The organism is Streptomyces sp. R-07 (assembly GCF_049913175.1).
In the GTDB taxonomy this organism is placed as follows: Bacteria; Actinomycetota; Actinomycetes; order Streptomycetales; family Streptomycetaceae; genus Streptomyces.
Genome location: NZ_CP183978.1, coordinates 7224522 through 7245175, shown reverse-complemented (window position 1 = coordinate 7245175; position 20654 = coordinate 7224522). Strand labels below are relative to the sequence as shown.

General features: G+C 68.6%; 18 protein-coding genes and 4 pseudogenes. 14 read left to right on the top strand and 8 right to left on the bottom strand.

The genetic code is table 11. The features are described 5' to 3' along the window. Window positions 1-129: 129 nt before the first annotated feature. The 4 genes from ACN9M0_RS33075 to ACN9M0_RS33060 all read right to left on the bottom strand — a co-directional run bounded on the left by ACN9M0_RS33075 (window position 130) and on the right by ACN9M0_RS33060 (window position 4808). On the bottom strand, window positions 130-363 hold the full coding sequence (locus tag ACN9M0_RS33075; RefSeq protein WP_426404715.1) for a response regulator transcription factor: 234 nt from the start codon (window positions 361-363) through the stop codon (window positions 130-132). Window positions 364-636: 273 nt separating this feature from the next. After that, on the bottom strand, window positions 637-1944 hold the full coding sequence (locus tag ACN9M0_RS33070) for an MFS transporter (RefSeq protein ID WP_426404714.1): 1308 nt from the start codon (window positions 1942-1944) through the stop codon (window positions 637-639). Between the two features lie 123 nt (window positions 1945-2067). Continuing rightward, window positions 2068-3237 carry an acyl-CoA dehydrogenase family protein gene (locus tag ACN9M0_RS33065; RefSeq protein WP_399701842.1) on the bottom strand — a complete coding sequence of 390 codons (1170 nt, stop codon included), beginning with the start codon at window positions 3235-3237 and terminating at the stop codon, window positions 2068-2070. Between the two features lie 14 nt (window positions 3238-3251). Beyond that, on the bottom strand, window positions 3252-4808 hold the full coding sequence (locus ACN9M0_RS33060; protein ID WP_399701839.1) for a long-chain fatty acid--CoA ligase: 1557 nt from the start codon (window positions 4806-4808) through the stop codon (window positions 3252-3254). A 113-nt stretch (window positions 4809-4921) separates the two neighbouring features. Here ACN9M0_RS33060 and ACN9M0_RS33055 point away from each other — a divergent pair, with 113 nt between their 5' ends. From ACN9M0_RS33055 to ACN9M0_RS33045, 3 genes are all read left to right on the top strand, one after another. After that, entirely contained in the window at window positions 4922-5548 is a 627-nt protein-coding gene (locus tag ACN9M0_RS33055; protein WP_426404713.1) for a TetR/AcrR family transcriptional regulator, read from the top strand. 259 nt (window positions 5549-5807) lie between these two features. Beyond that, a complete protein-coding gene (locus ACN9M0_RS33050; protein ID WP_426404712.1) occupies window positions 5808-6854 on the top strand; it encodes a serine hydrolase domain-containing protein in 1047 nt (348 codons plus the stop codon). Between the two features lie 51 nt (window positions 6855-6905). After that, window positions 6906-7001, top strand: a complete 96-nt coding sequence (locus ACN9M0_RS33045) for a hypothetical protein (RefSeq protein ID WP_399701834.1) — start codon at window positions 6906-6908, stop codon at window positions 6999-7001. Window positions 7002-7481: 480 nt separating this feature from the next. Here the strand turns inward: ACN9M0_RS33045 and ACN9M0_RS33040 are convergent. Further along, window positions 7482-8205 (bottom strand): annotated as a pseudogene (locus tag ACN9M0_RS33040) (SUMF1/EgtB/PvdO family nonheme iron enzyme); the annotation flags it as partial. A 662-nt stretch (window positions 8206-8867) separates the two neighbouring features. Next, a pseudogene (locus ACN9M0_RS33035) lies at window positions 8868-9032 on the bottom strand (pirin family protein); the annotation flags it as partial. Between the two features lie 92 nt (window positions 9033-9124). Here ACN9M0_RS33035 and ACN9M0_RS33030 point away from each other — a divergent pair. Beyond that, the gene (locus tag ACN9M0_RS33030) at window positions 9125-10279 is read left to right on the top strand and encodes a tyrosine-type recombinase/integrase (protein WP_426404711.1); all 1155 of its coding nucleotides are present in this window, start codon (window positions 9125-9127) and stop codon (window positions 10277-10279) included. Window positions 10280-10336: 57 nt separating this feature from the next. On the opposite strand, the gene ACN9M0_RS33025 is transcribed toward ACN9M0_RS33030, so the two are convergent. After that, a complete protein-coding gene (locus ACN9M0_RS33025) occupies window positions 10337-10513 on the bottom strand; it encodes a helix-turn-helix domain-containing protein (RefSeq protein WP_366041245.1) in 177 nt (58 codons plus the stop codon). Window positions 10514-10612: 99 nt separating this feature from the next. Between ACN9M0_RS33025 and ACN9M0_RS33020 the strand changes: the two genes are divergently transcribed. From ACN9M0_RS33020 to ACN9M0_RS32995, 6 genes and pseudogenes are all read left to right on the top strand, one after another. Continuing rightward, entirely contained in the window at window positions 10613-11038 is a 426-nt protein-coding gene (locus ACN9M0_RS33020) for a helix-turn-helix domain-containing protein (protein ID WP_366041244.1), read from the top strand. Between the two features lie 333 nt (window positions 11039-11371). Beyond that, window positions 11372-12466, top strand: a complete 1095-nt coding sequence (locus ACN9M0_RS33015) for a nucleoid-associated protein (RefSeq protein ID WP_399701830.1) — start codon at window positions 11372-11374, stop codon at window positions 12464-12466. A 46-nt stretch (window positions 12467-12512) separates the two neighbouring features. After that, on the top strand, window positions 12513-13496 hold the full coding sequence (locus ACN9M0_RS33010) for a hypothetical protein (protein WP_366041242.1): 984 nt from the start codon (window positions 12513-12515) through the stop codon (window positions 13494-13496). Next, complete coding sequence (locus ACN9M0_RS33005) at window positions 13493-14119, top strand: hypothetical protein (protein WP_366041241.1); 627 nt, start codon at window positions 13493-13495, stop codon at window positions 14117-14119. Before ACN9M0_RS33010 ends, ACN9M0_RS33005 begins: the two co-directional genes overlap by 4 nt. Before the next feature lie 80 nt (window positions 14120-14199). After that, window positions 14200-14387, top strand: a pseudogene (locus tag ACN9M0_RS33000) (ISAzo13-like element transposase-related protein); the annotation flags it as partial. A gap of 137 nt (window positions 14388-14524) precedes the next feature. Further along, on the top strand, window positions 14525-15457 hold the full coding sequence (locus tag ACN9M0_RS32995; protein ID WP_366041240.1) for a DUF5655 domain-containing protein: 933 nt from the start codon (window positions 14525-14527) through the stop codon (window positions 15455-15457). A 95-nt stretch (window positions 15458-15552) separates the two neighbouring features. Here the strand turns inward: ACN9M0_RS32995 and ACN9M0_RS32990 are convergent, their stop codons facing one another. After that, window positions 15553-16299 carry a DNA-methyltransferase gene (locus tag ACN9M0_RS32990; protein WP_366041239.1) on the bottom strand — a complete coding sequence of 249 codons (747 nt, stop codon included), beginning with the start codon at window positions 16297-16299 and terminating at the stop codon, window positions 15553-15555. Window positions 16300-16863: 564 nt separating this feature from the next. On the opposite strand from ACN9M0_RS32990, the pseudogene ACN9M0_RS32985 reads away from it, so the two are divergent. The 4 genes and pseudogenes from ACN9M0_RS32985 (at window position 16864) to ACN9M0_RS32970 (ending at window position 20523) form a co-directional block, all read left to right on the top strand. Continuing rightward, window positions 16864-17984: pseudogene (locus tag ACN9M0_RS32985) on the top strand (C40 family peptidase). Window positions 17985-18073: 89 nt separating this feature from the next. Further along, window positions 18074-18382 (top strand): DUF6112 family protein, encoded by a 309-nt coding sequence (locus tag ACN9M0_RS32980; protein WP_328940903.1) that lies wholly within the window; start codon window positions 18074-18076, stop codon window positions 18380-18382. Beyond that, window positions 18382-19068 (top strand): hypothetical protein, encoded by a 687-nt coding sequence (locus ACN9M0_RS32975; RefSeq protein WP_366041238.1) that lies wholly within the window; start codon window positions 18382-18384, stop codon window positions 19066-19068. The genes ACN9M0_RS32980 and ACN9M0_RS32975 overlap by 1 nt, the downstream gene beginning before the upstream one ends. 27 nt (window positions 19069-19095) lie before the next feature. Then, window positions 19096-20523, top strand: coding sequence for an SCO6881 family protein (locus tag ACN9M0_RS32970; RefSeq protein WP_366041237.1), 1428 nt, complete (start codon window positions 19096-19098; stop codon window positions 20521-20523). Window positions 20524-20654 lie beyond the last annotated feature (131 nt).

Genomic DNA, 20654 nt, shown 5'->3' with positions numbered 1-20654 from the left:
TCCCTCCTCGCCCGGTCGCGCCCGCACCAGCGGGCCGGCCCGGCGCGAGGTGCCTCCACTTCCCTTTCTCGGACCACCTCGATGAGCCGGGTGTTCACGATCGCCTACCTAAGGAGGTCCGTCAGTCGGTCACCGAACCTGACCGCCAGGCGAGTTGGTGGTGCTCATCTCCTTCCTGTCGGTGCCCAGCTTCTTCAGGACGTTGGCGACGTGTCTCTCGACCGTCCGCGGGGACAGGAAGAGCGTCTGGGCGATGTCGTGGTCGGTGGAGCTGCGGGCGAGGAGTTCGGCGACCTGCTGTTCGCGGGGCGAGAGTTCGGTGCCGTATCCGCGAGGGGGTCGCGCCGCGGGCTCGGACCACATCACGGACAGTGAGATCAGCAGAGGATGAGGCAGGGGCTCCGCGCATACGAGACGGTTGCACCAGCTCACCGGCAGCGGCACCTCCCTTCGCCTCGGCCAACGGCGCCGCCGCAGGCTGGACGGTCCGACACGGAGGGCGACGGGCAGGCCTGGGGTTCGACAACCCCGGGAGGCGCAGCAACCTCTCAGGAAGCGCGGGCTCGTTCGCGAGCGTGGACAGCGAGTCGCCAAAACGCTCCCCACCCGCCCGAACACGCCCTTCCGCAACGCGCATCAGGGGTGGGGCCCGGTGCCGAGCCCCAAGCGTCGTGCGTCCCGCTCCGGGCGGACGGCCGCCAGCGCGAAAGCGCCGGCCGCTAGCATGACCGCGCCGGCGGCGAGGAAGGCGGTGGTGTAGCCGGCGGCCGGGGTATCGGCCGTGTCGATGAGGTGGCCGGTGAGGAACGGTGCCACGAGGCCCGGCAGGGTGCCGAGACCGGCGACGATGCCGAAGACGGCGCCGCGCTGGGCAGGAGGGACGACCTGCGCGGTCGTCATGTAATGGAGGGGGATGGCGATCGCGGTGCCGCCGAAGGCCAGCGCGATCAGTATGAGCCGCGGACCGGACGCGTCGACGAAGGGGAACGCCGCCATCGCGCACCCCGCCGCGCACACGGCGATGCTCTGTGCCGCCCCGCTGGACCAACGGCTGCTCACGCCGCGGGATTTCAGTGCGTCGACGAACGGGGAGACCGCAAGCAGCAGCACCAGTCCGAAGCCGGAGATGACGCTGATGGCGGTCGCGGAGGCCGCCGCCGACATGTCCAGTTGCGTCCTGAGGTAGGCGGGCAGCCAGGCATGGCTGAGGGACAGTGCCCATGCCGCTCCGAAGGCGCTGGCGATGCTGCCGAGCACGGTGCCGGTGAGCAGGATCTTGCGGTACGGCAGCCGAAGCCCGCTGGATCCGGTGGCCGTGTGCTTGTGGTCGTACGGTCCGTCGTGGCCCACGCGCCACCACACCAGCGCCCAGCAGGCGCTGACGACCGCCAGGACGGCGTAGGCCGAGCGCCAGCCGAAGCCGTCGATCAGCCAGGTGACCACGGGCGCCGCGATGAGCGTGCCCAGGGCCGCCCCGCCGATCTGGAGGGCCGAGGGCAGGGCGCGGCGCTCCGGCGGGAACCACTTGTAGAGAGCGTGCATGGACATGGACGCGGCCGGTCCCTCGGCGGCGCCGAGCAGGATGCGGCCGGCCATCAGGGTCGGGACCGTGGCCACCACGAGGACCGGGAGCTGGGCCACGGCCCACAACACGGTCATGACGAGCAAGAGCACCCTGCTGGAGATCCGGGTGGAGACAAATCCCACGAGGAGTCCGGAGATGCTGAAGAGGAAGAAGAAGGAGCTGGAGATCAGGCCGTAGGTGCTGTTGCTGAGCTCGAGTTCCTCCATGATCGGGACGGCGGCGAGGCCGAGGACCGATTTGTCGGCGTAGTTGATGACCATGAAGGCCACGATCATCGCCGTGATCAGCCAGGCTCTGCGGCGGTCGGGTGCCGGGGCGACGATGTGCTGGGACTGCGCGGCGGCGGTACGGGGTGCCATGGGGCGACTCCTGCGGATGCGGGTGGAGCAGGGGGTCGTACAGGTGGGCGGTTGTCCCCGTGGCCGCGGACCCGCTCGCCGAAGCGGGGGCCCACGGCACCGCCCTGGGCACCAAGGGGTCGGTCAGATCAGGCCCTTGGCGATAGCGTTCTTGTGGATCTCGGTGGTTCCGGTGACGATCCGGAACATCCGCAGGCTGCGGAAGATCTGCTCGACCTCGTTCCCCCTGGTCAGGCCGGCCTTGCCATGGATCTGGACCGCCTGGTCGGCGACGCGGAACGACGCCTCGGAGGTGAAGAGCTTGCACATGTTGGCCTCGACGGAGACGTTGTCTCCCCGGTCGGCCTTCGCGGCGGTGGCCATCACCATCGCGCGGGCGGCGTAGATCTCGGTGGCCATCTCGGCGATCTTGTGGTGGATCGCCTGGTGGGCGAGGAGCGGCTGGCCGAAGACGACGCGGTTCATGGCGTACTCGACCGACAGGTCCCAGGCGCGGCGGGCGGCGCCGATGAGGGACGGGCAGTGCAGCAGGCGGTTGAGGGTGATGCGGCCGATGCCGATGCGCAGGCCCTGTCCGACCTCACCGAGGAGGTTGCCGGCGGGGATCCGGCAGTTCTCGAAGACGAGGTCGCCTTCCATCTGCTGTCCGGACATGGGGACTTCGCCGTCGAGAACCGTGCAGCCGGGGGTGTCCAGGTCGACGAGGAACGCGCTGTACGCCTCCTCGGTGCCGGCCATGCGGGCGACGACGATCGCGAAGTCCGCGAAGGGGGCGGCCGAGCTGAACACCTTCTTGCCGTTGAGGACGTAGGTGTCCCCGTCCGGGGTGGCGGTGGTCGTCATGCGGCGCACGTCGGAGCCCGCGTCCTCTTCTGTGATGGAGAAGCAGCACGCCCGCTCGCCCCGGACGACGGGCATCAGGTAGCGCTCCCGCTGTTCCTCGGTGGCGTACTTCACGATCGCGCCGACCCGCAGCGGACCGCCCATGTCGCCGAGCACCGAGTGGGAGAGAGCGGCACCGGAGGCGGTCAGCTCCTCCTTGAGGGCACACAGTTCGTAGAAGCTCAGGCCCTGGCCACCGAGCTCGGGGGGCAGGCTGATGCCGTAGAAGCCGAGTTCCGCGCTGCGCTTCCAGACGTGTTCCAGCGTGGTGCGGTCGAGCTTCGTCTCCGCGGTGATGCCGTGCTCGCGCTCGTACGGGATGAGCTCGTCGGCCAGGTAGGCGCGCAGGCGTACGACGAGGTCCTGGAGGCGCGGGTTGTCGTCGTAGGAGGGTTCGAGGGTGAAGGGCATGCCAGGGGTCCTGTTCAGTTGACGCGGCGCTCGGCGCCCGCCCAGTAGCGGTCGCGGATGGCGCGGCGGTCGATCTTGCCGTTGGGGTTGTGGGGCAGGGCCGCGACGAAGTCGACCGAGCGGGGCTTCTTCATGCGGGCCAGGTGCTCGGCACAGAAGTCGATGAGGTCGGCCTCCGTGAGGGTGGCGCCGTCGCGCGTCACGACGACCGCCTTGACGGTCTCGCCCCACTGCTCGTCGGGGACGCCGACGACGGCGGCCTCATGGACGTCGGGGTGCTGGTGCAGGACCGCTTCGACCTCGACGGCGTAGATGTTGAACCCGCCGGAGACGATCATGTCCTTCTTGCGGTCGACGATGAAGACGTAGCCGTCGGACCGGCGGCGGGCGAGGTCACCGGTGAGGAACCAGCCGTCCCGGAAGGTCTGCGCGGTGAGGTCCGGCTCGTTGTGGTAGCCGGGAACGACGTCGGGGCCGCGGACGGCGATCTCTCCGATCTCTCCGTCGGCGACGTGCTGTCCGCTGTCGTCGACGATGGCGACCTCGGCCTCGGCGAGCGGCCGGCCGCAGGACAGCAGCAGCTCCTCGTCCTCGCCCTCGATCGCCCGCCGGTGGTCCTCCGTGGAGAGGAACAGCACGCCGGAGGTCGTCTCGCCGCACCCGTATCCCTGGGAGAGAACGGGGCCGAAGAGGTCCCAGGCGGCCCTGATCCGGGCCGGTGACATCGGCGCGGCGCCGTAGATCAGCTGGCGCAGGGTGGAGAGGTCGTAGGCGCGGGCGTCCGGCAGCGCGAGGACGGTGTTGACCATCGTCGGGACGACGAAGGCGTGGGTGGCGCGCTCGCGCTGGATGGTGGCGAGGAACTCCTCGGCGTCCCATCGGGACAGCACTATCGCGCAGCCGCCGGCGAAGAAGATGCCCATCAGCGGCATGCCGGAGGCGTGGGTGACGGGTCCGGCCAGGATCTGCCGGTCTCCGGGGCCGACCCGGGTGCCGGCGCTCATCACGGACTTGCGCATCAGGGCGAGCCGGTTGCCGTAGGTCTGGACCGCCGCCTTGAGTTTGCCGGTGGAGCCCGAGGTGAAGTGCAGTACGGCGATGTCGCCCTCGTCGCACTCCGTCTCGACGGGTTCCGGCTCGGTGCCCGCGAGGGTCTCGGCGTAGCCCGGACCGAGATCGCTCGGGCCGTCGTAGCCGAGGACGGTCTTCACCCCCGTACCGGAGACCGCGGCGCGGGCGATGTCCAGATGGGCCGCGTCCGTCAACAGCACCCGTGCGTCCGACTCCGCGAGCAGGTGGGCCACCTCGGCGGTGCCGAGTCTGGCGTTGATCGGCGCCCGGGCCAAGCCGGCCTTGTAGAGAGCGACTTCCGTGACGACCAGTTCCGCGCGGTTGCCTGCGAGGGTCGCAACCCGGTCGCCCCGGCTCAGGCCGAGGGCACGCAGCGCCGTCGCGAGCCGGTCGCTGTGGTCGTCGAGTTCCGCGTACGTCAGCCGCGCGGTTCCGCAGACCACCGCCTCGGCGTCGGGTTGGTGGCCGGCAGTCCGGCGTACGTACCGCCCGAAGTTCATCGCACCTCCAGAGTTTCCGAACAGTCTGTTCAGTAGCAAGCTTGGTGTGCGGCAACGTAAAGGCAGCGTTAGGGTCAGGTCAACGGTTCGGACGAGAAGGAAACGAAGTGGACATGAAGCCCGCGGAAGACCGCCGCGTCCGCAGGACGCGGGCCGCGCTGCGCCAGGCCCTGGTCGAACTGGTCCTGGAGAGGGGGTTCCACGCGATCACGGTCGAGGAGATCACCGAGCGCGCCGACGTCGGCCGGGCCACCTTCTACGCTCACTACCGCGACAAGGAGGACCTCCTGGTCGGCATCGTCCGCGACCTCGCCGAGGACCGGGACCGCCTCCTGCCGGCGGTCCGGCAGGCGCACGCGGAGGGGTTCACCGGGCTGCCGGTGAAGTACATCTTCGAGCACGCCGAGCAGGAGAAGCCCGTCTACCGGGTCGTCCTGCGGGGCGAGGGCGACGGGCGGGCCCTACGAGAATTCACGGACCTCATCTGCACCCACGCCGAAGCCGCCTTCCGCACGCGGACCGAGCAGCTCGGGGTGACACCACGGATCCCCCTCGACGTCGTCGCCCGCGCCTGGACCGGCGAGCTCATCGGCCTGCTCACCTGGTGGGTGGAGAACGACACCGGCTACAGCGCCGCCGAGATCACCGCACATCTGCGCGACCTGTCGGTCTACGGCCGCGTGTGGGCCACCGGACTCGCCCCGTCCGACGCCCCGGGAGCCCTCGACCTCACCCCCTGAACCGCGCCTGCACCACGCGGCCGCATTGCTCTTCGCCTGACGCGCATGGTCGAGTTACCAGACACGGTGTACGGTATCGAGCCCAGTAGGCGCACGACCGAAAGAGCGGAGCGGACGCATGACTGGCATTCCCCCATTGGCCGATCTTGTGTGGGCACGGGGATACACCGATCCGTCCTGGGCTCGACGGCACACGACCTCCAGTCGGGAACTCGTTCCGAGTCGCCGTGTCTGGCGCGGCTCCGGCGGCGCGTCCGCGTTGCCGACCGCGTCGGCCGGCGCCCTCGACGGCCTCGCGTTCACCGGACCGCATGGTGGTTCCCTCACGCTCACGGAGCTGCTCGCCCGGGCCGAGACCGACGCCCTGCTGGTCATGCACCGCGGCCTGCTCGTGCACGAGGAGTACCTCCACGGGTACGAGCCTCATGTCCCGCACTTCAACGCCTCAGCCGCCAAGTCCTACCTCGGCCTCGTCGCCGCGGTCCTCGCCCACGAAGGGCAGCTCGACCGCGGCGTCCAGGTCGCCAAAATCGTCCCCGAGCTCGGCGGCACCGCCTTCGGAGACGCCCAGGTCGACCACCTCCTCCACATGGGCACGCAGATGAGCTACGCGGGCCGCCCGTACGACAAGGCACTCGAAGCGCAGCGCTACTTCGCCGTCCTCGCCCCCCAACTGCGCCCCTACGGCTACACCGGGCCGGCCACGATCCGCGAGCACCTCGCCACCGCCCGGGCGACCGCCGAGCCGGGTAGTGGATTCCGGTACGAGAACGGCAACGTCGAGGCCCTCGCCGAGGTCCTGCGCCGCGTCACCGGCACCACCACCTCGTCCCTGCTGTCCGAGATGATCTGGTCCCGCATCGGCGCCGAGGAAGACGCGTACTACCTCCTCGACTCGGAAGGCTCCGAGGCCGCCTGCGGCGGATTCAGCGCCACCGCCCGCGACCTGGCCCGGCTGGGCGAGATGGTCCGCTGCGGCGGTGCGATCGGCGGCCGCCAGATCGTCCCGGAAACCGTCGCCTCCACCATCGTCTCCGGCGTCCCCGACGGCTACCCCCACCGCGTACGCTTCCCCGCCGCACCTCCCGAGGCGCCCGCCACGCTCTCGTACCACGACCTCTGGTGGATCCTCAACGACCCCTACGGCTCCTTCATGGCCAGCGGCATCCACGGCCAGCGCCTCTTCATCTCCCCCGCCCTCGACCTGGTGATCGTCCACTACGCCTCCCAGATCGTTTCCCCGGCCGTCCCCCAGATCCCCCTGGTCCAGGCGTTCCTGAAGATCGGCACGCACCTCTGCGGCTAACACGAACAGCTCGCGGCCCTCGCTGGCACCTCTCGCGAGACCTACACCAAGGTGCTGCGCGAGTATGCCGACCACGGGCTGCTCCACCTGGCCCGCGGACGCATCACCGTCCTCGACCCCGAACGGCTCCAAGACGCCGCCGGCTGAACCCGCCCGAGCCGCCGCAGTGCCGCTCGCCACTCGCCACTCGCCACTCGCCACTCGCCACTCGAAAGGATGGAAGGACGCGCGCCGGCTAACCACGTCACGGACACCTCCGCTACCTAGAGACGCAGGTCAGCGTCACGGCGAACGCTCCCGCGGCTGGAAATCTTCAGGGGGCAACTCCCTTGAACTCCTCGGGCGCCGCCGGCTCCATCGGGCGGTTGCCAGGCCGGCATGGCCCGGGGCTTTCTCGCCGAGGCCAACACATCGGGCTGGACTTCCCCGAGCTGGACTGGACGAAGCTCCCCGTGCACCTGCTCAACGGACACCTGCGATCACCCAGGCAGGCAGAAGCCTCCGACCGGGAGGCGGTGCAGCTCCTCACCCGCGCCGGCTTCATGGACACCAGCATCCGCTTCGGGCAGGAGACTGGGCGACGGCCGCGCGCATGGGACCGCTCGACAACGGATCTGCAGCCTTCCTGTCGAACAGGCCGAAGCCATTGGGTTCGAAGGCGTCGGCGGGAGCGGTGCCGCGGTAGCCGTCCTCGGCCGTGTTCTTCGCCGGGAACTGCCCCCGCCAGATGTTGCAGTGGAAGGCGCCGTCCGGGTCGAGCTCGCCGCCCCACAGATAACGCTTCTGCTCCAGGCCGCCGCGTGCGGCGTACTCCCACTCCGCCTCGGTCGGCAGCCGCTTTCCCGCCCAACTCGCGTACGCTGCCGCGTCGTTCCGGGACACATTGCACTACCGGATGCGTCTCTCGGCCGTCCCGTGTGCTGCCCGGCCCTTCAGAACTGTCCCAGGCCGCGCCCTCGACGCCGCACCACCACGGGGTGCGCTCCGGGCGCGGGGCGTCGCGCCGCAGGGCGGCGGGCAGGAACCCGGCGAACACATACGACCAGCCCAGCCGCTCGGCGTCGGTGCGGTGCCCGGTGGCGCCGACGAAGGCCCCGAACTGCTCGTTGGTCACCGCGCAGGCGTCGATCCGGAACGGCGCGAGCCGCACGCGCCGCACCGGGCCCTCCCCGTCGTTCGCGAACCCTTCCGCGTCTTCGGCACCCATGAGGAACTCGCCGCCGGGCAGCAGCACCATGCCCTCCCGGCCCGGATCCGACCGCCTTGCCGGGGCCAGGGCGACACGTCGGACAGCACCCGTGCCACCGCTGGTCGGCATGCAACAGCGAGGCGGAGTAGCGGCATCGCGCATGGAGCCTGCTCCTTTGGCGGACAGTGAAGCGCACCGCACTGACAATGCGGCTCATCAGGCCCTTGAATGCTTCCTGCCAGCGGGCAGGGTCTACGCCGTGACCTGCGACCTCCACCTGATCTTCTGTCTTCACGCACCGACGATCAATGGTGGCCGTACGCGTTCCCGCAGCGACGCCGCCAGCAGGATCACGATCTACAGCTGGAGTACTGGGCGGCGGCAGTCGCGCCTCCTATCCATCGGACCTGACCAATACGAGGGTGTCCGAACCCCGGTCGGCTGTGATCATCACGACGGGCAACCCGTCCGGGCTCTCCATCCGCTCATGATGCACAGGCACCGACTCTGACGTCATGGCGGTCCGATGATCGACACGGTCCCGGGGTTGCAGGCCAGGCATGCCAGATCGCCTGTACGACCATCGGGCGAGGAAGTCACCGACCCCCGCGCGACACACCTGATGGATCGTCAGCAAAGCCAGCAAAAGATCGGCATTCAGCTGACCGGACCTACTCACGCACGAGCACACCCGAGAAAGACGCCTCACCGGCTGCGCCGCCAAGAGGGGTTGCGAAACCGCCCCTCCCGGCGGCACATCGAAAGCCATAGGCATGGCCAAGCGAATCCCCTTCGGACATCGACCACGAGGAGAAAAGACCAGGTCAGCGCACCCTCCCCCGCGCCTTCAGGTGGGCCGCCGGGACCTCCGGGGCGTCCAGGCTGTCGCCGTCGTAGCCCTTCACCTCGCCGAATCGGGAGCCGGACATCCAGTCCTCCCTCGCCTGGCGGATCTCCTCGTCCGTGCGGCCCACGAAGTTCCACCACATAGCATGGATTTGCCGTTTCTTCCCAGCTCAGGGGCTTGATCGACCATCCGGGGTCAGCAAAAGGTCAGCAAGACGTCCGGGAGTCGACAAACATGGCCACCATCAACCTCGTCCGCGGCATGGGGAGCCTCTTCAAGGAGTGCGAGCACCCCGAGAGTCGATGGCCGAGGTGTCCGCATGAATACAAGATTCGCTACCGCAACGCGGCCGGACGACAGGCCGAGGAATCCGGGTTCTCCACCCAGGAGAAGGCGAAGGCCCGCCTCGCCGAGGTGTACCAGACCCGGAAGAACAACCCGCAGAACCAGCACAAGGCCGAGCGCATCCAGAAATACAGCCCGATGCAGTTCGAGCAGTACGTCACCGAGTGGAAGGCCGGCCAGCGCGACCTCAGCCCCAGCTCCCTGCGACACCTCGACTCACTGCTCGTCCACCACCTCTACCCCGCTTTCCAGAGCCGCCGGATGGGCACCTTCGACCACAAGGTCGTCGAGTCCTTCATCCAGACCATGGAACGCAACGGCGTCGGCCTGGCCACCCAGTCCAACGTCTTCGACAAACTCAAGTCGATCCTGCTGGACGCCCACCGGCTCGGCCTCTACGACGACAACCCGCTCGACGGCGTCAAGCCCCCGCAGTACGACCCCAAGCGCGCCGTCATCCCCTCTCCCTCCCAGCTCCATGGCATACGCACCGCCGGCGACGACGTGTTCCGTCTCATCGTCGACCTGATGAGCGGCTGCGGTATGCGCAACGGGGAAGCGCTGGCCGTAAACATCAACAACATCGTGGCCGACGACGTTTACCGGATCACCGAGCAGGTCAACCAGACCACGAAGGTCTACGCGCCCCTCAAGCATCGCAAGGCCAGCGACTACCGCGACGTACCGCTCCCGGCCCGGGTCAAGCAGTCAATCGAGTGGTACGCGGACACGTACGGCACCGTCGACGGCTACCTGCTCCGAAGCCCGCGAGACATGGCCACCCCGTTGTCCAACCACTACATCGGAAATCAGTGGAAGCGCATCAAGAAAGACGGCCTCGTCGAGATCCCCGAAGGCATGGTCGTCTACGGCTTCCGCCACTTCTTCGCCTCCAACTGCCTCACCCACAACATCCCCATCACCGACGTCGCGGAATGGATGGGCCACCGCAGCCTCGACATCACCTTCAAGATCTACCGCCACCTCATGCCCGGCTCGATCGGCCGCGCCGCCCAGGTCCTGGACCTCGGCCTCGCCGCCTGAACGCGTAAGGCCCTCTCCCTGAACCAGGAGAGGGCCTACACACCCGATCAAGCGATCTCAGCAACCTGAGAGTCGCTGCTGCTTCACCCACGCCTGAACCTCGGTCACCTTGAACTGAAGCTTGGCGTTCCGCCCGTACCCGAACCTATACGGAACGAGCCCCGCTCGAGCGGCTTCGCGATACACCCACGGGACCGACATGTTCAGATACTCCGCGGTTTCTTTGGCGCTCATGAATTGCTGAGTCACTGAATTCCCCTCTCCGGAAGTCGACATCTGCCGGAGAGAGTCACACGTGGAGACTCGTTTGACTGAACCGTAAGCCTCTGCTAATTGGCCGTCTTCTTCCTGTCTCTGTGGGATGAGATCCACCGCTCACTCTGCGGGAAGCTGGAGTACTACCAGCAGGCCCTACTTGCGCTGGCGCACCTGCGCATGAACGTGACACTGCCCGCCCTGGCGGCCGGCTTCGTCATCTCCACGGCCACCGTTCAGCGGTACGTCGACAAGACGCTCGAGGTTCTCGCCGCCAGGGCGTCGGACCTGCGCCAGGCCCTCGAAGAAGTCACGGCGACCGATTCGACCTTCACGACTGCCTCCATCTCGATCACCCAACGGGACACATTCGCCCAGTGCGCACGACCGACCGCATCGGGCCTACCGCCAGCTTCGGCGCACGCCGCCGACCTCAACGTCCCTGCCGCACGCCCCGCACCGGACATACCCGCCTACTACAGGAACACGCCGTACACCGCATGACTTCAGCCATCATCGGCACTCGATCCGGATCACCAGCGTGCCCCGCTACGATGAGCGACACGGTCTTCTGGCATGTGACAAAGACAGGACTGCTGACGAGCCCTGCCATGGGCTGTGCGGAATGGTGGAACCGTACGGATGTGCGCAGGAAAGATCGACAGACTTTCCGGACCGCTGTGTGGGGCTGGAGACAGTAGGCGCTCGGCCTTGGGGCACGGGCGAGAATGCTTGGGGTGGGATGTGCGGACCGACTTCGGTGACCTTGTCCTGGAACGGGCCATCGTCCATGTGGTACCTCAGCGCCCCCGAGGGCAGGAACCCCAACCGCTCCAGTTGAGCGAGACGGCTTGCAAGCTCGACGAAGGGGGGCGCACGGCTCTACAGGGAAAACTCCGTGACGTCCTCGGGCGTCTGGCGCGCGAGGTCGTGGAGGATCCGGAACTCAAGTCCGGCCTACCCGACGCCGTCCGGGCGTTCCTGAGCGGCGAGCAGGATCTGGTGGAGGTCTCCGGAGAGCTGGCCCACGCGCTGCGTGACAGCCAGAACGGGTCCAGTTCGGCGGGTCTCCTCCTGGTTGCCGCCGCCCGTCTCGACAACCAGCCGGCACTGCTGATGGTCAAGCTCGAACATGAGACCGGCATGCAGGCGAACGCGATCTTCACCGACGGCCTGCGCACCTTCGACATGCAGTATCTCGCCAACCTGCTGTTCACCGAGAAGTCCAAGGTGTACAAGGTGGCCCTCTTCTCCGAAGAGGGGATGGCTGGCCAGAGACTTCAGGGTTGGGCCGCCGACCCCCAGAAATCAGGCAAGGACGTGGCCCAGTTCTTCCTTGAGCGGTTCCTGGGTTGCCGGCATCAGAAGGACCCCCGGGAGCTCACCCGACGCTTCCACGACGCAGCCATGGAGTGGGTCAATACCCGCTTCGCGCATGCCGATTCCGACGTGCGCGTGGACTACGTGATGGCCATCATGGTCGAGCTTCAGAGTTCCGCTGACACTCTGGACCCCGCAACATTCATCGAAACCCATCTCCAAGAAGCGCATCGGGACGACTTCGCCGAGTTCATGCAGACGTACGACGTTCCCGTCCGCGCCTTCGACAAGAACACCGACCTCATCGGCAACCGGCTGCAGAAGGTGCGTTTCGATCTGGCCAGCGGAGCCTTCCTCGTCGCCCCACTGGAAGCCGTCCAGGATGGCACCGTGGCCGTGAAGGGCCTCGGGGACGGCCGGACCACGGTCACTGTCACGGACACCCTCGCCAAGACCAGTAGCGGCGCTGCGGCGGGCCGTCCTCCCAAACTGACCGACCAACCCGTGGAACTGCCATCCCAGGCGGAACCGATCCCTGGCCTCGAAAGCGTCCTCGCCACCCCGACTCGAACCGGCAGCACCGCGCGCACGCTCCCGATGGCGCAGACGTGATGCCCGGCAACAGCGGCCTCCCCTCCGACCTCCCGGTGCGTCCCACATGCCCCTGACCGCTGACGAGGCCTTCCAGCGGTACCAGCGCGAGCTGCCGCGTATCAGAGAAGCGGCCGAGGCCACGGAGACCCATCTCCGCAGCCGCATCGACCGCGAAGGGATCTCCTGCAGCGTGACCTCTCGCGCCAAGGAGGTCGGCAGCTTCAGGACCAAGATCTACCGCAAGCTGTACACCGATCCCTGGAAGCAGATCACCGACAAAGCCGGTCTGCGCGTCGTCGTGCCCCACAGAGGCCTACTCACCCCGGCTCTGAGCATCATCAAGGAGTCCCTCGACATCGTCGAGGTGCAGGACGAGCGGGACGCTCCCGAATACGTGGACCGCCTGCGCTACCCGCGCCTGCACGTCCAGGCCCTCATGGTCGGCGGAGCGAAAGACCCGGACGGCGTGCCATATGAGTGCGAGATACAACTGCGCACAAAGGCAGTCGACTTGTGGTCGAGCATGTCCCACGAGCTCCTCTACAAGCCTGGCGTCGAACCCCCGGCCGATGTCAGACGCTCGCTGTACCGTCTGATCGCACTGGTCGAGCTGTACGACCTCGAAGTCGAACGGGGGGTGGAAGCGATGGCGCAACATCCCGATCTTGTCCAAGCCAACCGTCTCCTCAGCGTGGCCGAACAGCTCTACCGGACGTTCACCAACCAACCCTACAGCCGAGACCTCTCCCGGGACGTCGTCGACGTCCTGTCCCGGACCATCACCGACGGCGCCGCCTACGGCGAACAACTCATCGAGTTCACCGAAAACTTCCGTGAGCGTCTCGATCGGGCCTACACCGACTACGGCCCCACCAGCGTCCACTTCTTGCAGCACGGTCGCTATCTGCTGGCCAGCCAGCCGGAGAGTCTGATCATCTTCGAGCGGCTGCACCATGCGCGCTTCAGCCTCAAAAGCGCCTGGGACAGAAGCCACCTACCGGAATCCATGCTTGCCGATATGGCGCAGATCTGGGGAAACGGACTATGAGCAACCCCACACAGCCAGAACCCCCAGCCCTTGCGGCCGCCACCGCGATGTTCGTCGAGGTCCTCGTGGTGGGTATCGGCACGCTCACCGCAGCGGTTCTCCTCCTCATCGCGCTCGTCGGTCCCGTCACCGCGAGCAAACTCGCCCCGGCAGTGGACTCGTCCCTGGTCGCGGGCGCGGCCCTCGCCGCCGCCTACGCCCTGGGCATCCTTATCGACCGAGCCGCTGACGCGATCCTCACCCACCAGCGTCGGCTCCTTCGCACCCAGCACTTCCCTTCTCAGAACGCGTATGCCCAAGCGCGCCTACGCCTGGTCGACCACCCTGCCCAGGCCGCACGGGCCGACTACACCCGCTCACGCATGCGCATCTGCCGCGGATGGTTTCTCAACTCGATGGCCCTGACCCTCACTGCTGACCTGACCATGCTGCGCTACTCCTTCGCCCATCGCCCGCTCGTGCTCTGCGCCGCCACGCTGCTCGGCGCGGTGACCGCCTTCGGATTCCACCGCGCCTGGCGCGCGCTCACCGAGACTGGCTACCGCAAACTCGCCCAGCAGACCGCCCTCACCACCGGCTCGGCCGTGCCCTCGCAGCCTCAACCTGGCACGACACTTCCCTGAGGCAGCCGGAGAGTGAGCGCCGTCTTGACGCTGATCGCAGTCCAACTATGGCCTCGACCCGGTCGGCACCGCTGTTACGAACCATGAACTGGCGAGGCAGACTTCGGACCAGCTTCGAAGCCATGCTCCAGACCATCGCCGCTTCCACCAGCCGCACTGGCCTCGCCGTCCAGACCAACTCGACGGTGAGTGCCCCACCAACATCCGCATCTGCGACGACGAGGTTGCCGCCCTGCCCACCATCCGCCATCACTTCCAGGGCGATTGGACTCGCCTCACGCGGCGTTCGCTCCAGCACCCTGACAAGATCAGACCAAGGTATTGATTCCCAGCAATTCCTCAGGCGGAATACTCCGCGCCCTCCCGCGATTGGTCTTCGTGCAGAGATCACAGGGGGAGGCGCTAATGGCCGAGTTGATGTTGTTCCGGCAAGGCGCGGACGGGCGGGATGTCGAGCTGTCCGGTTCGACAGTGGCGCTGGAGGTGGAACTGCAGCGGCGGGTCGAGGCCGGTCTGGAGCAGATGCTCGGTATCCGGTTCCTGGCGTCGGAGTACGCGACCGGGCCGTGGCACCGGGGGCGGATCGACACGCTAGGGCTGGATGAGAACGGCAGTCCGGTGGTGATCGAGTTCAAGAAGGGCTCTGACAGCGGGGTGCTGTCGCAGGCCGTCTCCTACATGGCGTGGCTGGAGTCCGCGCAGCACGAGTTCGAGGCGCTCGTCCGGAAGGTACTGGGCGCGGAGGCGGCCGAGTCCGTCGACTGGCGGCGTCCGCGGATGGTCTGTATCGCGGCCGGCTTCTCGCACCACGACCGGGTAGCCGTGCAGCGGGTGCCCGAACGGATCGACCTGGTGCGTTACCGCGTCTTCGAGGGTGGTCTGCTGAGCCTGCTGCTGGTGGACTCCTCGCCTGGCGTGCCGAGCACGGCGTCTCGGCGGAGCCGCGCGCGGGAAGCGGCGGCCGAGGACGCGGCGGCGGCCCCGGTAGTTCCTGCGCCGGCGGGTGCTGGTCTTGTCCCGGAGTGCCTGCGGGATCTGTTCGCGGAGGTGGACGAGGCGCTGACGGCGTGGGGCGAGGTCGAGGTGGCGGTACTGCGGCACTACATCGCCTACCGGAGGCTGGTGAACGTGGCGTCGGTCCTGTTCCGTCCGAAGCACCAGGTGATCCTGGTCTATCTCAGACTCGACCCGGACACGGTCGTGCTGGAGGATGGCTTCACTCGGGACATGCGTGGTGTCGGGCATCTCGGGACGGGGGACCTGGAGGTGCGTATCGCTTCGGTGGAGGACCTGGAGAAGGCGGCGCCGTTGATCCGGCGGGCGTTCGAGGCGGCCTGAGACAAGCGGAAGGGCGGCTGGAGCATCGGTTCTCGATGTTCCAACCGCCCTTCGGTGTCTGCGGCCCGCCGGCCCCGGGGTTTTCGTTCTCATGCTCAGTCCTCCGGTCCGGCCAGGGTGAAGTCGTCCTGCTCCAGCTCGGCGCGCAGGCGCCGTTCGGCGATGTCGGCGTAGTGCGGGGAGAGTTCGACGCCGACGAACTTTCGGCCTTCGCGGAGGGCGGCGACGCCCGTGGACCCGCTTCCGGTGAAGAGGTCGAGGACGGTGCCACCTTCGGGGCAGACCTGGACGAGCTGCCGCATGATCCCGACGGGCTTCTGGGTGATGTGGACCCGGCCCTTGCGGGGCTGGGAGGCGATGTAGTGGCCGGGCAGGTAGAGGTCGCGGGTGTTGTCGAGGGATCCCTTGACGCCCCAGACGATGAACTCGGAGTCCTGCTTCGGCCCGCCCTTGCGGGGCCGGCTGGCGGGCTTGATCCACGGGAGGGTGCCGCTCCAGGTCCAGCCGGCCATCTGCAGTGCGTCGGTCGTGGTCGGTTCCTGTCGCCAGTCGGTGAAGACCATGGCGACCGCGTGCTCGGTGGAGGCCCGGTATGCCTCGGTGAGCAGTTCGGTCAGCCAGGAGCGGTAGGAGCGCTGGTCGCGGTTCTCGCCGGGAAAGTCGGCGAGGTCGTGTGCAGAGTTGCTGGTGACGTACTTGGCCCGCGCGGTGCGTCCGGTGCGTTCCGAGCTCGTACGGCCGCCGGAGTTGTACGGCGGGTCGGTGATCACGGCGTTCACGCTCTCGTCCGGGAGGGACTTCAGGACGGTCAGGGCGTCGCCTCGGTGCAGCGTGTAGCTCATGGGAGGGCCTCTCTTCGGGGGGCGGAGGGTCGTGGGCCCGTGCCGGACAGCGCTCAACAGCGCTCGGCTCTGGCGGGGTTGAGCCGGAGGTTAGCCGTAGTTTCCGGCCGGACCTAACGAAGCGGCGGTGGCTCGGGGCCGGGGCCGGGGATCGTTTGGCGCGGCCGGAATCGCGGTCTACTGTCTCGCCGTGTCGCCGGGAAGAAGCCTCGCTCCACCCCGCTGACCTGTGCTTATCCGTGCCTCAGCGCACGGATAAGTGTGTTCCCCTCGTGTCCCCTGCCGTCAGGAGTCCCTGGTGTTCTGCCTGAGATTACGAGCGCGGCTGGCTGCCGCGCGTGACCTGAGACCGGCGTCCGGGAGCCACCAACTCCCCTGACCCCGGGCCCGTCCGAGCGGCGGATGCACATCGGCGCGGTGCCGGCGGCTTTGCACGAGAAGCCGGCACCGCGCCTCCTACGAACACCGAGGAGCCGCTGCGATGCAGCATGCCCTGATACCTCCGCGCCCCGACCCGATGGCGTCGCCCGGCCGGCCCCGCCGCCCCGGTGAACGGCGGCGGTGATGAAGAAGACCACCAAGGGTGTCGTCGGCCTGTTCACGGCCGGCTCGATGCTGCTGGTCGTGCCGGTCCTCGCCTTCGGCGCCGGCACCGCTTCGGCCTCCTGCCCGACCGACGGCGCGCAGTCCGTGGACACCGCGGCGGTCGCCGACCAGGTGAAGGCCATCCTGGAAGGCGGCGGCAAGACGTCGGTCTCCGTGCCCGGTCTGGACAATCCGGCCGAGCAGATCCCCTTCGCCAAGACGATCCAGGCCACCGGCGTCGCGATGAACATCCCGGCCCGCGGGCAGATCGTGGCCCTGGCGACCGCCCTGCAGGAAAGCGGCCTGCGGAACCTGACCTGGGGCGACCGCGACAGCTTGGGGTTGTTCCAGCAGCGGCCGTCGCAGGGCTGGGGCACGGCGAACGAGATCCTCGACCCGGTGCACGCCAGCACCAAGTTCTACGAAGGGCTCAAGAAGGTCTCGGGCTGGGAGTCCCTGTCGATCACCCAGGCCGCCCAGGTGGTGCAGCGGTCGGGCTATCCCGAGGCGTACGCCAAGTGGGAGCCACTGGCCACCGCTCTGCAGAAGGCCATCGAGCCCCTGCTGCCGAAGGCCAGTGGCGGTGGCATGTCACCGGATCCGGCGCCGGACGGTGCCGGCGGTCCTTCGCCCGGCACTGCGGGCGGCTGTAGCGCCGAAGGGGACGGGACCGACTTCGGCACCATCCCGGGCGGCGCGCTGCCGAAGGAGTACAACATGTGCAGACGGCGATCCGGTGGGCGCTCGGCCAGCTCGGCACGCCGTACCAGTGGGGCGGTACCTGCACCGACTCCCACGGTGACACGGCTATGGGCCGGTGCGACCGCTCCTCCCTGATGCAGCAGGCGTACAAGGCCGCCGGGGTCACCCTGACGCGGACGACGTACACGCAGGTCAAGGAGGGCAAGCCGGTCCCGGCCGACGCTCTTCGGCCGGGTGACCTCATCTTCACCGAGGGAACGGCCGCCGTTCCCTCGCACGTCGGCATGGCCATCGGCCAGGGCCTGATCGTGCACGCCCCACGCACCGGCGACGTCGTCCGCATCACGACCGTCGCCGCCTGGAAACCCGGGATTCTCGCGGTCCGCCGAGTCGTCTGACCGGCACCTCTCCCCCTCCCCCCCCTTTCCCGCACCGCCGCCCCACCCCCACGGGCTTCGGCGTACATTCATTCGAACTGGAGTTCCCCATGTATCTCGCCGAACAGGTCATACAGCTCGCCTACGACCCCGGGATCAAGCCGAACGAGGGCGGGCTGCCGGGCCTGAACGTCCTCAAGCAGGTGATGGGCTCCATCAACCTCTTCGGCCTCGTCGCCGTGGTGGGCGCGCTCGCCGTCAGCGCGGGCGTGTGGGCTTGGGGCCACCACTCCGGCGGCCACCAGGCCGAGGCCAACGGCAAGAAGGGCGTCCTGGTGAGCGCCGGCGCGGCCCTTCTGCTCGGCGCGGCAAATGGCGTGGTGGCGTTCTTCAGCACGCTGGGGACGCAGGTCCGCTGATGCCTTCCCACTCCTCCAACCCCGGCGGCGCATCTCGCGTGCGCCGCCGGGCGTTGCTCGGCACCGTCGTCCTGGCGGTGCTCGTCGCCCTCGCCGGCCTGGCCGCCTACCTCACCCGCGACGGCAGGATCCCCGCCAAGACCGCGGCGGCGCGTCCGAGTTCGCCGACGTCTTCCTCCTCGGCCGTCTCGTCGTCCGGGCCGCCCCCGGTGACCACCCGTCCCCGCTCCCTGCCGGTTCCGCCGAGGACCACCGACCCGATCGCCTTCGGGAAGGCAGCCGCAGCGGCGCTGTGGTCGTACGACACCCGCGCGTACCCGCAGGCCGAACTGCGGCGCGCTCTGCACGCGTGGCTGACCCCGGAGGCCAAGTACGCCGACGCGACCTCGGTCGACCGGGGTATCCCCTCGCCGGTGCTGTGGAAGGAGATGGCCGCCAACGGCCAGTTCGCCACCGCCACGGTGCACGAGGGGCACTTCCCGAACGCGTTCACCCGGGCCCTTCAGGAGGACCCGGGCGCGATCACCCAGGCGTACATCTACGCGGTGACGGTCTCGGGCAAGCAGACGATCGCCTGGAAGGGCTCGCCGGGCGGCGCGGAGAGCCGCTCCACCACCCTCGCGGTCCAGTGCCGCCCCCACCAGCCCTGCGCCCTGGCCGGCGTCATGCCGTCCGTCGCGCCCTGACCCACGTTCCCGAAAGGAGGTACCACCATGGACGTCTGCGGCCTTCCCATGATGGACAAGGTGTGCACCGCCGTCGACTTCGCCACCAACCCAGCCGGGGCCGTCACCGACGGCATCGGCGCGTGGATCGCGAAATCGGCAGGAGAACTGGCGGCCAGCGCGGCGGACCTCGCCGCCAAGGCCGTCGACCAGACGACCGCCATCGACCTCAATGCCGGCTGGTTCCGGGACAACTACCAGCTTCTGCTTCCCATCGGGCTCGCCCTGACCGTCGGCACGTTCTGTATCCAGCTCATGCTCGCGGCCTGGCGGCGCGACGAGCGGGCCCTGGCCCAGGCCGCGATCGGCACCATGACCGGCGTCCTGTTCAGCTTCTGCGCCATCGCCTTCACCACCGTCGCCATCACCGTGGTCGACGCCCTGTCCGACGGCCTGTTCCAAGCCGCCAACACCTCGGTCGACGACGCGATCCGCCGCGTCGTGAAGATCAATGAGTTGGGGGCGATGTACGGCCTGGGCTGGGGCGTTCCCGCCTTGGTCGCCCTGGGCTGCGCGATCGGCTCCTTCCTCTACTGGGGCGTCATGGTCGCCCGAAAGGTCGGCGTCCTGATCATGGTCTCGCTCGCCGTGTTCGCCGGCGCCGGCGGCGGCTGGGAGGTCGCCAAGCGCTGGCGGCGCGGCTGGATCGAGGCCACCGCCACCCTGGTCGTCTCGAAACTCCTGATGACCATCGTCTTCCTGATCGGCGTCTCCGCCATGGGCAAGAGCGACGCCAACGACGGGCTGTCGGCCCTGTCCGACGCGATGGCCGGCATCGTCGTCATGGTCCTGGTCCTCCTGTGCCCCTACGCCACGTACAAGTTCGTCCACTGGGCGAGTGACGGCGGCGGACAAGACGACCTGCACCGCACCGGCGTCGCGGGCATGGCCATCGCCGCCGGAGCGGCGAAGACCGCCGCCAGCCTGGCGATGCGGGTCGGCACCGGAACCCCCGCTCCCCAGGGGCCGAGCCAGGTTCCCGGCGCGGGTGCCGACGGCGTCGCCTCCGGGATCAACCCAGCCGGCGGCAACCTCAGCAAGGAGGGCATCGACGCCGGCCCGCCCAAGCCGCAGACCCGCTTCCGGTACGGCGAGGACCCGAGCGCCCCCGGCGACAAGGGCCGGGCCCTGATCCAGCGGCCCGGGATCCCGCCGCTCATCACGCGTCCCGGCGGAAGCGAAGCAGCCCCTTCCGCCGACGAGATCCCGGCCCCGGCCGCCTCTTCCGGTGTTCTCACCGGCGCGTCGGCTCCGGGCAGCAGCATGGTCTCCGTGCCGTCCGCCGCCGGATCCCCGTGGTTCGCCGCCCGGGCCGCGCCGCCGGCCACACCCCCTCCGGCCTCGACCCCACCGGCCGTCGGTTCCCCGACGCCGACGAACTGGGTGTACCCCACTCAGCCGCCCTCGGGTTCCTGACCCGTCACCACCGGGGGCGGGCTGTCCCTCCGCAGCCCGCCCCCTCTCGACCCGACCGTCAAAGGAGTCCCGTCATGTCCTCCAGAAGAGCGCCGCACGCCCCGTCCCTCGTTCGCTCCCACCGTCTGGAA